The 12,645-nt window shown below is 60.8% G+C and carries 10 protein-coding genes; 5 read left to right on the top strand and 5 right to left on the bottom strand.

From position 1 onward, the window contains the following. The first annotated feature begins 81 nt into the window (after positions 1–81). The gene (gene metF, locus ATE40_RS20175) at positions 82–978 is read left to right on the top strand and encodes a methylenetetrahydrofolate reductase (protein WP_019452242.1); all 897 of its coding nucleotides are present in this window, start codon (positions 82–84) and stop codon (positions 976–978) included. Positions 979–1,090: 112 nt separating this feature from the next. Here metF and ppc read toward each other — a convergent pair whose 3' ends face one another. Beyond that, a complete protein-coding gene (gene ppc / locus ATE40_RS20170; RefSeq protein WP_063918421.1) occupies positions 1,091–3,727 on the bottom strand; it encodes a phosphoenolpyruvate carboxylase in 2,637 nt (878 codons plus the stop codon). Between the two features lie 259 nt (positions 3,728–3,986). Continuing rightward, a complete protein-coding gene (gene argE, locus ATE40_RS20165) occupies positions 3,987–5,132 on the bottom strand; it encodes an acetylornithine deacetylase (protein ID WP_063918331.1) in 1,146 nt (381 codons plus the stop codon). Between the two features lie 216 nt (positions 5,133–5,348). Between argE and argC the strand changes: the two genes are divergently transcribed. The 4 genes from argC (at position 5,349) to argH (ending at position 9,835) form a co-directional block, all read left to right on the top strand. Then, entirely contained in the window at positions 5,349–6,353 is a 1,005-nt protein-coding gene (argC, locus tag ATE40_RS20160) for an N-acetyl-gamma-glutamyl-phosphate reductase (RefSeq protein WP_063918332.1), read from the top strand. A gap of 20 nt (positions 6,354–6,373) precedes the next feature. Continuing rightward, positions 6,374–7,147 (top strand): acetylglutamate kinase, encoded by a 774-nt coding sequence (gene argB, locus ATE40_RS20155; RefSeq protein WP_019452246.1) that lies wholly within the window; start codon positions 6,374–6,376, stop codon positions 7,145–7,147. Between the two features lie 25 nt (positions 7,148–7,172). Continuing rightward, a complete protein-coding gene (locus tag ATE40_RS20150; protein WP_019452247.1) occupies positions 7,173–8,393 on the top strand; it encodes an argininosuccinate synthase in 1,221 nt (406 codons plus the stop codon). Positions 8,394–8,461: 68 nt separating this feature from the next. After that, a complete protein-coding gene (argH, locus tag ATE40_RS20145; protein WP_043140965.1) occupies positions 8,462–9,835 on the top strand; it encodes an argininosuccinate lyase in 1,374 nt (457 codons plus the stop codon). A 36-nt stretch (positions 9,836–9,871) separates the two neighbouring features. Here the strand turns inward: argH and ATE40_RS20140 are convergent, their stop codons facing one another. The 3 genes from ATE40_RS20140 to ATE40_RS20130 all read right to left on the bottom strand — a co-directional run bounded on the left by ATE40_RS20140 (position 9,872) and on the right by ATE40_RS20130 (position 12,634). Next, positions 9,872–10,198 (bottom strand): type II toxin-antitoxin system HicB family antitoxin, encoded by a 327-nt coding sequence (locus ATE40_RS20140; protein ID WP_063918333.1) that lies wholly within the window; start codon positions 10,196–10,198, stop codon positions 9,872–9,874. 183 nt (positions 10,199–10,381) lie between these two features. After that, on the bottom strand, positions 10,382–11,830 hold the full coding sequence (locus ATE40_RS20135; protein ID WP_063918334.1) for a dihydrolipoyl dehydrogenase: 1,449 nt from the start codon (positions 11,828–11,830) through the stop codon (positions 10,382–10,384). 72 nt (positions 11,831–11,902) lie between these two features. Next, positions 11,903–12,634, bottom strand: coding sequence for a glutathione peroxidase (locus ATE40_RS20130; RefSeq protein WP_019452251.1), 732 nt, complete (start codon positions 12,632–12,634; stop codon positions 11,903–11,905). Positions 12,635–12,645: the final 11 nt, after the last annotated feature.

Genomic DNA, 12,645 nt, shown 5'->3' with positions numbered 1-12,645 from the left:
CATTTTCTATCTAGACGTCTAAACGTATAGACGCTCATCAAGATGAAATAAAAACAGTGATCGAGAAGAGGTGAGCAGGGTATGAGTTTTTTCCACGCAAACCAGCGGGAAGCGCTGAATCAGAGTCTGGCGGAGTTGAACGGCCAGATTAACGTATCATTCGAGTTCTTCCCGCCACGCACCAGCGAGATGGAAGAGACCCTGTGGCAGTCGATCGATCGTCTGAGCATCCTCAAACCTAAATTCGTTTCCGTCACCTACGGCGCCAACTCCGGCGAGCGCGATCGCACCCACAGCATCATCAAGGGGATCAAGGAGCGCACCGGCCTGGAGGCTGCGCCGCACCTGACCTGCATCGACGCCAGCCCGGCTCAGTTGCGCGACATCGCGACCGACTACTGGAACAGCGGCATCCGCCATATCGTGGCGCTGCGCGGCGATCTGCCGCCGGGCGGCGGTAAGCCGGACATGTATGCGACCGATCTGGTAGCACTGCTGAAAGACGTGGGCGACTTCGATATTTCCGTCGCCGCCTACCCGGAAGTGCACCCGGAGGCGAAGAGCGCGCAGGCAGATTTGATCAACCTGAAGCGCAAGATCGACGCCGGCGCCAACCGCGCCATCACTCAATTCTTCTTCGACGTTGAGAGCTACCTACGCTTTCGCGACCGCTGTGTCGCCGCCGGCATCGACGTGGAAATCGTGCCGGGCATTCTGCCGGTGTCCAACTTCAAGCAGCTGCAGCGCTTCGCCACCATGACCAACGTGCGGGTGCCGAGCTGGATGACCAGCATGTTCGAAGGGCTGGACGACGATGCGGAGACCCGCAAGATGGTCGGCGCCAACATCGCCATGGACATGGTGAAGATCCTCAGCCGCGAAGGAGTGAAGGATTTCCACTTCTATACCCTGAACCGCGCCGAGATGAGCTACGCCATCTGCCACACGCTGGGCGTGCGCCCGGTGGCCGCCGCCTGACACTGGCAGGCCTGTTCCCATGAAGAAAGGGCGTCGCTTTATCGCGGCGCCCTTTTTTGTGGGGGAAGGCATAAAAAAACGGCCCCGGTAAACGGGGCCGCGATTTGGCTCACTAGCCGGTGTTGCGCATCCCGGCGGCGACGCCGGCGATGGTGACCATCAGCGCCTGCTCCACGCGGGCGTCGGGCTGTTCCTGCTGACGCGAACGGTGCAGCAGTTCGGCCTGCAGGACGTTCAGCGGGTCGGTATAAACGTTGCGCAGCGCGATGGATTCGGCGATCCACGGCAGGTCTTCCATCAGGTGCGCGTCGTTGGCGATGGTCAGCACCACCTTGATGTCGCTTTCCAACTGATCGCGCAGCTGCTGGCCCAGCGGCCACAGCGATTTATCCACCAGGCGCTGATCGTAGTATTCCGCCAGCCACAGGTCGGCCTTGGCGAACACCATTTCCAGCATGGCGATGCGGGTGGAGAAGAACGGCCAGTCGCGGCACATCGCCTCCAGCTCCGCCTGTTTGCCGGCCTTCACCGCTTCCTGCAATCCGGCGCCGGCACCGAGCCAGGCCGGCAACATCAGGCGATTCTGCGTCCAGGCGAAGATCCACGGAATGGCGCGCAGGCTCTCCACGCCGCCGTTCGGTTTGCGTTTGGCCGGGCGCGAGCCCAGCGGCAGTTTGCCCAACTCCAGCTCCGGCGTAGCCGCGCGGAAGTAAGGCACGAAGTCCGGGTTTTCCCGCACATAGCCGCGATACATCCGGCAGGAGGTCTCGGACAGATCGTCCATCAGCGCGCGCCACTCTTTCTTCGGTTCCGGCGGCGGCAACAGGTTGGCCTCGAGGATCGCGCCGGCATACAGCGCCAGACTACTGATAGTGACTTCCGGCAGGCCGAACTTGAAGCGGATCATCTCGCCCTGTTCGGTGACGCGCAGGCCGCCCTTTAGGCTGCCCGGCGGCTGCGACAGCAGCGCCGCATGCGCCGGTGCGCCGCCGCGGCCGATGGAGCCGCCGCGGCCGTGGAACAGCGTCAGCGCCACGCCGGCTTTTTCACAGGTTTTGATCAGCGCGTCCTGCGCGCGGTATTGCGCCCAGGAAGCGGCCATCACGCCGGCGTCTTTCGCCGAGTCGGAATAGCCGATCATCACCATCTGTTTGCCCTGAATAAAGCCGCGATACCAGTCGATGTTCAGCAACTGGGTCATCACGTCGTCGGCGTTGTTCAGGTCGTCGAGGGTTTCGAACAGCGGAGCGACCGGCAGCGCGAACGGGCAACCGGCCTCTTTCAACAGCAGGTGCACCGCCAGCACGTCGGACGGCGTGCGCGCCATTGAAATCACGTAGGCGGCGATCGAGCCCTGCGGCGCTTCGGCGATTACCCGGCAGGTTTCCAGCACTTCCAGCGTATCGGCGCTCGGCTCCCACTTCAGCGGCACCAGCGGGCGTTTGGAGTTCAGTTCGCGGATCAGGAACGCCTGTTTATCGGCTTCCGACCAGCTTTCATAGTCGCCCAGCCCCAGGTAGCGGGTCAGCTCGGCGATGGCCTCGGTATGGCGGGTGCTCTCCTGGCGCACGTCGATGCGCACCAGCGGCACGCCGAAGCAGCGCACGCGGCGCAGAGTATCCAGCAACTGGCCGTTGGCGATGATGCCCATGCCGCAGGCCTGCAGCGATTGGTAGCAGGCATACAGCGGCTCCCACAGCTGTTCGTTGTTCACCAGCAGATCGTGCGGTTTCAGCACGCGCTCGCCCTTCAGGCGGCCTTCCAGATAGGCCTGGGAGCTCATCAGCTGGCTGCGCAGCTGCTTCATGATTTCGCGGTACGGTTCCTGCACCTCGTCACCGCCGGCGCGGGCGCGCAGCTCCGGGGTGCACTCGGTCATCGACAGCTCGGAGACCAGCACCTGAATATCGCGGGTGAACAGGTCGCAAGCTTTCCAGCGGCTGAGCAGCAGCACATGGCGGGTAATTTCGGCGGTCACGTTCGGGTTGCCGTCGCGATCGCCGCCCATCCAGGAGGTGAAGCGCACCGGCACCGCTTCCGCCGGCAGGCTGTAATCGATAGAGTTTTCCAGCTGTTCATTGAATTCGCGCAGGAACGCCGGCACACCTTCCCACAGGCTGTTTTCCACCACCGCGAAACCCCATTTGGCTTCGTCGATCGGCGAAGGGCGGTGTTTGCGAATTTCATCGGTGTGCCACGATTGGGCCACCAGCTGGCGCAGGCGGCGCATGATCTTGTTGCGCTCGTAGTCGGCCAGATCGTTGTGATCGAGCTGGCTGAGGCAGGTGTTGACCTCCACCAGCTTGTGGATCAGGGTGCGGCGGGTGATCTCCGTCGGGTGCGCCGTCAGCACCAGCTCGATGGAGAGTTGCGAGACTGCGTGTTGCAGCTCTTTGTCGCTGAGCTTTTTGTCTTTGAGGCGGCTGAACAGTTGGGCCAGCGCCTCCGGATTGCTGGCGGCTTCGCCGTTGGGCGAAATGCTGTGGTACTGCTCGGCGACGTTGGTCAGGTTGAGGAACTGGCTGAAGGCGCGCGCCACCGGCAGCAGCTCGTCGTTGGACAGGTTCTGCAGGGTGGAGAGCAGTTCCTGGCGATGCGCTTCGTTGCCGGCGCGTGAGGATTTGGAAAGCTTACGGATGGTCTCTACGCGATCGAGAATATGCTCGCCCAGCGCTTCTTTGATGGTATCGCCGAGCAATTTGCCGAGCATACTGACATTACTGCGCATTGCCGAATATTGTTCGTTCATATAACCCCTGACCCAGTTCTGTATGATTTTTATCTTGTAAATAAATTTCACGCGTCAGGCGCAGACCGCCTGCCTGATCCCACCGCGTTCCTGTCCAGTCGTCCAATTGACACTATTTTTAGCAAAAAAACATCAAAATCGGCGCATTTTCTGAAATTTAATTACGGCACGTCGGTTATCAGCACGGCTTATTTCGCCGTCTACTACTTATTTGGAGTTAGGGGAAAGCATAAAGCATTTCCCCTGTTAAATGTCGGGTTTATTGCCGGCAAAAATGAGTGACCAGCTGGCCCAGCAGTTTACGCGTCGGTTCGATAAACGCGGTGTCGAGGTACTCGTCCGGCTGGTGGGCCTGGTCGATAGAGCCGGGGCCGAGCACTAACGTCGGACACACCTGCTGTACGAACGGCGCCTCGGTGCAGTAGTTGACCACCTGGGTGCGGGTGCCCAGCAGTTCCTCGATCACTGCCACCATGCGGTGGTCGGTTGGGCACTCGTAGCCCGGCACCGACGCGTGCAGCTCTTCGATGCTCAGGCGGCCCGGCCAGCGTTGGCTCACCGGCTCCAACGCCTGATGCATCAGTTCGTTGATGTTGTCGAGCGTCATGCCGGGCAGCGGGCGGATATCCAGGTGCAGCTCGCAGCAGGCGCAGATGCGGTTGGCTGCGTCGCCGCCGCTGATATGGCCGAAGTTCATGGTGGGATAAGGCACGGCGAACGCCGGGTTGTTGTAACGCTCCTGCAGGGTTTTGCGCAGCGCCATCAGGTGGCTGATGGATTCGTGCATCAGATCGATGGCGTTGACGCCGCGCGCCGGATCGCTGGAGTGGCCGGACTGGCCGACGATGCGAATGGCGTTGGCCATGTGGCCCTTGTGTGCGCGGACTGGCTGCAGCGAGGTCGGTTCGCCGATGATGGCGAAATCCGGCCGAATGGCGGTGGAGGCGGCGAAATAGCGTGCGCCGGCCATCGTCGTTTCTTCATCTGCGGTGGCTAAAATGTACAGCGGCTTGGTCAGTTTGCTCGCGTCGATATCGCGCACCGCATCCAGAATAAAGGCGAAGAAGCCTTTCATGTCGGCGGTGCCCAGGCCGTAGAGCTTGTTGTCGTGCTCGGTCAGGGTGAAGGGATCGCGCGTCCAGCGGCCTTCGTCGTAAGGCACCGTATCGGTATGGCCGGCCAGCAGCAGGCCGCCGCTGCCTTCGCCGATGCTGGCCAGCAGGTTGAATTTGTGGCGCGATTCCGGCACCGGCTGTACGTCGACGCGAAAGCCCAGGTCGGCAAACCATTCGGCCAGCAAGTTGATTAACGCCTCATTGCTCTGATCGAGGCCGGCATCGGTGGCGCTGATCGACGGTGTGGCGATCAACGCCCGGTACAGCTCAATAAATGGAGGTAATTTCATCTTCACTGTTGACAGCCTTTGGTTAGGATAGTATCAATATTCATGCATTTATTTTGAATAAAAATACAGTAAGCCGAAGCGTAAGGGAACCCGATACCCGGATGTTTATAAAAGCATCAACGCCTGGCTCCGTGGGTGAACGGCGCAACAACGCTGGCTAGCCCTGTTACCTGGGTCGCAAGCGACCGTACGTCAGTTGAGAAGGTGAAAGGCCACATGTTGAATACGCTGATCGTTGGTGCCAGCGGTTACGCCGGAGCGGAGCTCACGGCTTACCTGAATCGCCACCCACACATGAACATAACCGCTTTAGCGGTTTCAGCGCAAAGTGCAGATGCAGGAAAGTTGCTTTCCGATCTCCATCCCCAGTTGAAAGGCATCGTCGATCTGCCGCTGCAGCCGTTGACCGACGTTGCACTGGCGGCGCAGGGTATCGATGTGGTGTTCCTCGCCACCGCCCATGAAGTCAGCCACGATATTGCACCGGCTTTTCTGGCGGCGGGTTGCGTGGTGTTCGATCTTTCCGGCGCCTTCCGCGTGCAGGACGCCGGTTTTTATAGCCAGTACTACGGTTTCGAGCATCAGCATGGCGCTCTGCTGGAGCAGGCGGTGTACGGCCTGGCGGAGTGGCAGAGCGACAAGATCAAACGGGCGCAGCTGATCGCGGTGCCGGGCTGCTACCCAACGGCGGCGCAGTTGGCGCTCAAACCGTTGATCGAAAAGCAGCTGCTGAACCTGGACCAGTGGCCGGTGATCAATGCCACCAGCGGCGTCAGCGGCGCCGGGCGCAAGGCCAGCATGACCACCAGCTTTTGCGAAGTGAGCCTGCAGCCATACGGCATTTTCACTCACCGGCACCAGCCGGAGATCGCCGCGCACCTGGGCGTGCCGGTCATCTTTACGCCACACCTGGGCAATTTCCCGCGCGGCATTCTTGAAACCATCACCTGCCGCCTGAAAGCCGGCGTGACCGCGCAGGACGTGGCTGCCGCCTATCATGCCGCCTATGACGACAAGCCGCTGGTGCGGCTGTACGACCAGGGCGTGCCGGCGCTGAAAGCGGTGGTGGGGCTGCCGTTCTGCGACATCGGTTTTGCGGTGCAGGGCGAGCATCTGATCGCCGTGGCGGTGGAAGACAACCTGCTGAAAGGCGCGGCCGCACAGGCGGTGCAATGCCTGAATATCCGTTTCGGTTTCCCGGAAACCCAGTCACTCCTTTAAACCAGCGTGAGTAAACAGCAATGAACCCGTTAATTATCAAGTTAGGTGGCGTGTTATTAGACAGTGAAGAAGCGCTGGAACGTCTGTTTACCGCGTTGGACAGCTACCGGCAGCAGCATCAGCGTCCGCTGGTGATCGTGCACGGCGGTGGCTGCGTGGTAGACGAGCTGATGAAGCAGCTCTCTTTACCGGTGGTGAAAAAGAACGGCCTGCGGGTCACGCCGGCCGATCAGATCGACATCATCACCGGCGCGCTGGCCGGCACCGCCAACAAAACGCTGCTGGCGTGGGCGATTAAGCATCAAATCAACGCCGTTGGCCTGAGCCTGGCGGACGGCGGCAGCGCAGTCGTGACCCAGCTCGATCCGGCATTGGGTCACGTCGGCAACGCGCAGCCCGGCTCGCCCGCGCTGCTCAATACCCTGCTGGGCGCCGGCTACCTGCCGGTTATCAGCTCCATCGGCATCACCGCCGAAGGGCAGTTAATGAATGTGAACGCCGATCAGGCGGCGACGGCGCTGGCGGCGACGCTGGGGGCGGATCTGATCCTGCTGTCGGACGTCAGCGGCATCCTCGACGGCAAGGGGCAACGCATTGCGGAAATGACGGCGCAAAAAGCGGAGCAACTGATCGCGCAAGGCATCATCACCGATGGTATGGTGGTGAAGGTGAATGCGGCGCTCGACGCAGCCCGCACCCTCGGCCGCCCGGTGGATATCGCCAGCTGGCGCCATGCCGATCAGCTTCCTGCTTTGTTTAACGGCGTGTCGATTGGCACCCGGATCCTCGCTTAATTTTAGAATTAGAAAGGAATAGATCATGCAAAACCAAGGCATCAAAAAAATCGTTCTGGCGTACTCCGGTGGCCTGGATACCTCGGCCATCATTCCATGGCTGAAAGAGAACTACGGCGGCTGTGAAGTGGTGGCGTTCGTGGCGGACATCGGTCAGGAGCGCAGCGATCTGGAAGGCGTGGAGCAAAAAGCCCTGCAGTCCGGTGCCTCTGAATGTCACGTGGTCGATCTGCGTGAAGAATTTATCCGCGATTACGTTTATCCGGTGCTGCAGACCGGCGCCCTGTATGAAGGCAGCTATCTGCTGGGCACCTCGATGGCGCGGCCGATCATCGCCAAGGCGCAGGTCGAGCTGGCGCTGAAAGTGGGCGCCGACGCGCTGTGCCACGGCGCAACCGGCAAAGGCAACGACCAGGTGCGTTTCGAGACCACCTACACCGCGCTGGCTCCGCAGCTGAAAGTAGTGGCGCCGTGGCGTGAATGGAACCTGCGTTCCCGTGAGGCGCTGCTGGATTACCTGAAAGAGCGCAACATCCCGACCACTGCGTCGCTGGAGAAGATCTACAGCCGCGATGAAAACGCCTGGCACATCTCCACCGAAGGCGGCGTGCTGGAAAGCCCGTGGAATGCGCCGAACAAGGATTGCTGGGTATGGACCGTCGATCCGCAGGAAGCGCCGGATCAGCCTGAACAGGTGACCGTTACCGTTGAGAAAGGCCGCGTTGTGGCGGTTAACGGTAAAGCGCTGTCGCCGTACCAGTGCCTGGAAACCCTGAATGCGTTAGGCGCCAAGCACGGCGTTGGCCGTATCGACATCGTGGAAAACCGTCTGGTAGGCATCAAATCCCGCGGCTGCTATGAAACCCCGGGGGGCACCATCATGGTGGCGGCGCTGCGCGCCGTCGAGCAGCTGGTACTGGATCGCGACAGCTTCAAATGGCGCGAGCAGCTGGGCCTGGAGATGTCTTATGTGGTGTACGACGGCCGCTGGTTCGCGCCGCTGCGCCGCTCGCTGCAGGCCTCTGCCGAAGCATTGGCTGAAGAGGTGAACGGCGAAGTGGTGCTGCAGCTGTACAAAGGCCAGGTGACGGCGACCCAGAAGAAATCCGCCAACAGCCTGTACTCCGAAGAGTTCGCCACCTTCGGCGAAGACGAAGTTTACGATCACAGCCACGCCGGCGGCTTTATCCGCCTGTTCTCTCTGTCTTCACGCATCCGCGCGTTGAACGAGAAAAAGAATAAATAATCGATTGGCGTGACTCTGCAAGGGCGCAGCATGCTGCGCCCTTTCGCATAAAAATTCAGGAGTAAGGTATGGCACTTTGGGGCGGACGGTTCACTCAGGCGGCGGATCAGCGGTTCAAGCAACTCAACGATTCGCTGCGGTTCGATTATCGCCTGGCGGAGCAAGATATCGTGGGCTCGGTGGCCTGGTCGAAGGCGCTGGTGACCGTTAACGTGTTGACGGCAACGGAGCAGCAGCAGCTGGAGCAGGCGCTGAATGCCTTGCTGACGGAAGTTCAGGCCGATCCTCTGGCGATCGTCCAAAGCGATGCGGAAGACATCCACAGCTGGGTGGAGCAGAAGCTGATCGAGAAGGTCGGCGATTTGGGCAAGAAGCTGCACACCGGCCGCAGCCGCAACGATCAGGTCGCGACCGATCTGAAGCTGTGGTGCAAGCAGCAGATCGGCGATCTGCATCAGGCGATCGTCCAGCTGCAGCAGGCGCTGGTGGAGACCGCCGAAGCTAACCAGGATGCGGTGATGCCGGGGTATACCCACCTGCAACGCGCGCAGCCGGTGACATTTGCGCACTGGTGCCTGGCCTATGTCGAGATGCTGGCGCGCGATGAGAGCCGTCTGCAGGATACCCTGAAACGGCTGGACGTCAGCCCACTGGGCAGCGGTGCGCTGGCCGGCACCGCTTATCCTATCGATCGCGAACAGCTGGCCGGCTGGCTGGGCTTCGCCTCGGCGACCCGCAACAGCCTGGATAGCGTCTCCGATCGCGACCACGTGCTGGAGCTGTTGTCCAATGCCGCCATCAGCATGGTGCACCTGTCGCGCTTCGCCGAGGATCTGATCTTCTTCAACAGCGGCGAGGCGGCGTTTGTCGAGCTGTCCGACCGCGTGACCTCCGGCTCCTCGCTGATGCCGCAGAAGAAAAACCCGGACGCGCTGGAGCTGATTCGTGGCAAATGCGGCCGCGTACAGGGCGCGCTGACCGGCATGATGATGACGCTGAAAGGCCTGCCGCTGGCGTACAACAAAGACATGCAGGAAGACAAAGAAGGGTTGTTCGACGCGCTCGACACCTGGATGGACTGCCTGCAGATGGCGGCGCTGGTGCTGGACGGCATTCAGGTGAAGCGCCCGCGTTGCCAGGAAGCGGCGGAACAGGGCTATGCCAACGCCACCGAGCTGGCGGATTACCTGGTCGCCAAGGGCGTGCCGTTCCGCGAAGCGCACCATATCGTCGGCGAGGCGGTGGTAGAAGCGATTCGCCAGGGTAAACCGCTGGAAGCGTTGCCGCTGGCGGATTTGCAGCAGTTCAGCGCGACGATTGGCGACGACGTTTACCCGATTCTGGCGTTGCAATCCTGCCTGGACAAGCGTGCTGCCAAAGGCGGCGTAGCGCCACAACAGGTAGCCGCGGCAATCGCCGCAGCGAAGCAGCGTTTGGCTTGATGATGACGAGGGCGGCCTGGCGTCGCCCTTGAACCTTTACCCCGCCAGGCGTGCGCACAGATAACGGTTCAGACTCACGCCTTCCTCCATCGCGCCGATCGCCAGCCGGCGATGCTGTTCCGGCGTCATGCGCAACACCAGTTTCCCGCTGAAGTTTTTTTCCGCCAGCGCCTGTGGCGGCGTTTCGTCTTGCGCCAGCATATCGGCGATCGTTTCGCTCACGACTTTTTCGATACCCTCCAGTGCGCCGGTACGCGTGGCGGCCAGCCAGGACAGCGAGGGGAATTCGGCGCACAGCCCGACATATTTACGATCTTCCGCTGACCAGGTGATGCGATAGGTATAGTGTTCATGCTTTTCCATGTTCTTCTTCCATTCTGGCTCCTTCCTTTATTTTAGTATCTATATTGATATCAATTCAATGCCGGAGCATAAAAAATGAGCACAGGAGGGCCGTGAGGCAAGAGGAAGGAGAAAAATGTGGAAAGCGCTGCGCAAAAAAAACCGGGCCTGAAGGCCCGGTGAGTATGAACGGCGAATGAGAGCTTATTCGCCCGGACAGCGCTGGCAGCGCTCGATTTCGGTCGCGCCGAGTTTGAGCTTCGCCTGCAGGTCGCGCAGCGCGGTGCGCAAGCCTTCTTCGATCACCGGATGATAGAACGGCATGTCCAGCATCTGATCGACGGTCATTTGCTGCTGGTGCGCCCAGGCCAGCAGGTGCGCGATGTGCTCGGCGTCCGGGCCGATCATTTCCGCACCGAGGAAACGGCCGGTGCCTTGCTCGCCGTAAACGTGCAGAATGCCCTTGTTGCGCAGCATCACCCGTGAGCGCCCCTGATTCTCAAACGAGACTTTGCCCACTTCAAAGCAGCCGCAGGCGCTAAACTTCTCGCTCAGCTCGCGGAAGGTTGAGCCGACCATGGCGATCTGCGGATCGGAAAACACCACCGAAATCGCGCTGCGGCGCAGGCCCGGATTGATCTCCGGGAAACTGCCGGCGTTGGCGCCGGCGATACGCGCCTGATCGCTGGCTTCATGCAGCAGCGGCAGCTGATTGCTGGCGTCGCCGGCGATGAAGATATGCGGCACGCTGGTTTGCATCATCAGGCGGTCGGCCAGCGGCACGCCTCGGGCGTCGAGCTGCAGGCCGGTGTTCTCGAGGCCCAGCCGATCGACATTGGGGCGGCGGCCGGTGGCGGCCAGCACGTAGTCCACCAGGATCTCTTGCGGTTGGCCCTGCAGATCCTGATAGCGGATAAATACTTTATCGCCCTCGCGCTGCATCATCTCTACCTTCACGTCGGCATCGAGATAGAACTCGTCCCCCAGCGCTTTGGCGGCGTAGTCGCGCACGGCGCTGTCGGTCAGCGGCCCGACGGCGCCACCGATGCCAAAGACCTTGGTGTCGACGCCGAGGCGGTGCAGCGCTTGCCCCAGTTCCAGCCCAATGACGCCGGGGCCGAATACCGCTACGGACTGCGGCAAATCATCCCAATTGAACAGATCGTCGTTGACGACCAGGCGGTCGCCCAGCTCGTTCCACGGCGCCGGCCAACTGGGACGAGAACCGGTGGCGATCACGATGCGCTGTGCCACGATGCGTGTATGGTCATCGACCTGCAGCGTGTTGTCGTCGATAAAGCGGGCATAGCCCTGAATTTTGTCGGCGGCCGGGATCTCGTCCACGCCTTCCAGCACGAAGCCGACGAAGCGATCGCGTTCGCGCTTGACGCGATCCATCACCTCGCGCCCGTCGATGCGCGTCTTGCCGGTTGGATGCACGCCAAAACCAGGCGCACGTTCGATTTGATGCACCGCTTCGGCGGCGGCTATCAATAACTTGGATGGCATGCAGCCAACGCGCGCACAGGTGGTGCCGTAAGGCCCGCCTTCGATCATCACCACGCTGGGGGTAGACAGTTTGGCTGCGCGATAGGCGCCGAGCCCTGCGGTGCCGCCGCCGATGACCGCGACATCAACGTTCAACAGTTTCATATCCGCTCCTGAAAGGTAAAAAAAGGGCGGGCCGTAGCCCGCCAAAGTTCACGTTGGCTTTGTTATTACTTATTAAGCTGACAGGAAAGTTTCCAGATCGTCGCTGCCGCCGATGTGACGGCCGCCGATGAACACCTGCGGCACCGTGGCGCGGCCGCTGACGGCGCGCAGGCTGACGGTGGTGGCGTCTTTGCCCAGTACGATCTCTTCATACTGAATGCCGCGCTCTTGCAGCATCTGCTTGGCTTTGGCACAGAACGGGCAGCCCGGTTTGGTGAACAGGGAGACCGATTCCTGCACTTTGAATTCCGGTGCCAGGTATTTCAGCATGGTATCGGCGTCAGACACTTCAAACGGGTCGCCCGGCTTGTTCGGTTCGACGAACATTTTCTCGACCACGCCGTCGCGCACCAGCATCGAGTAACGCCATGAACGCGGGCCAAAGCCCAGATCCGCTTTCTCGACCAGCATGTTCATGCCCTTGGTGAATTCACCGTTGCCGTCCGGCACGAAGGTGATGTTTTCCGCATGCTGATCGGCTTTCCAGGCATTCATCACGAAGGTGTCGTTTACCGAGACGCACAGAATGCCGTCGACGCCGTGCTGTTTGAATACGCTGGACAGCTCGTTGTAGCGCGGCAGATGGCTCGAAGAGCAGGTCGGCGTGAACGCGCCCGGCAGCGAGAATACGATAACGGTTTTGTTTTTGAACAGGTCATCAGTGGTCACATCAATCCATTGGTCGCCCTGACGGGTGTGGAAAGTAACCTGCGGAACTTTCTTGCCTTCTTGACTGGTAAACATTGATTAACCCC

Origin of the sequence: Serratia surfactantfaciens (assembly GCF_001642805.2) — a bacterium.
Lineage (GTDB): Bacteria > Pseudomonadota > Gammaproteobacteria > Enterobacterales > Enterobacteriaceae > Serratia > Serratia surfactantfaciens.
Note: the sequence above shows the minus strand (reverse complement) of the source record. Positions and strands in the feature narration are given on the sequence as shown.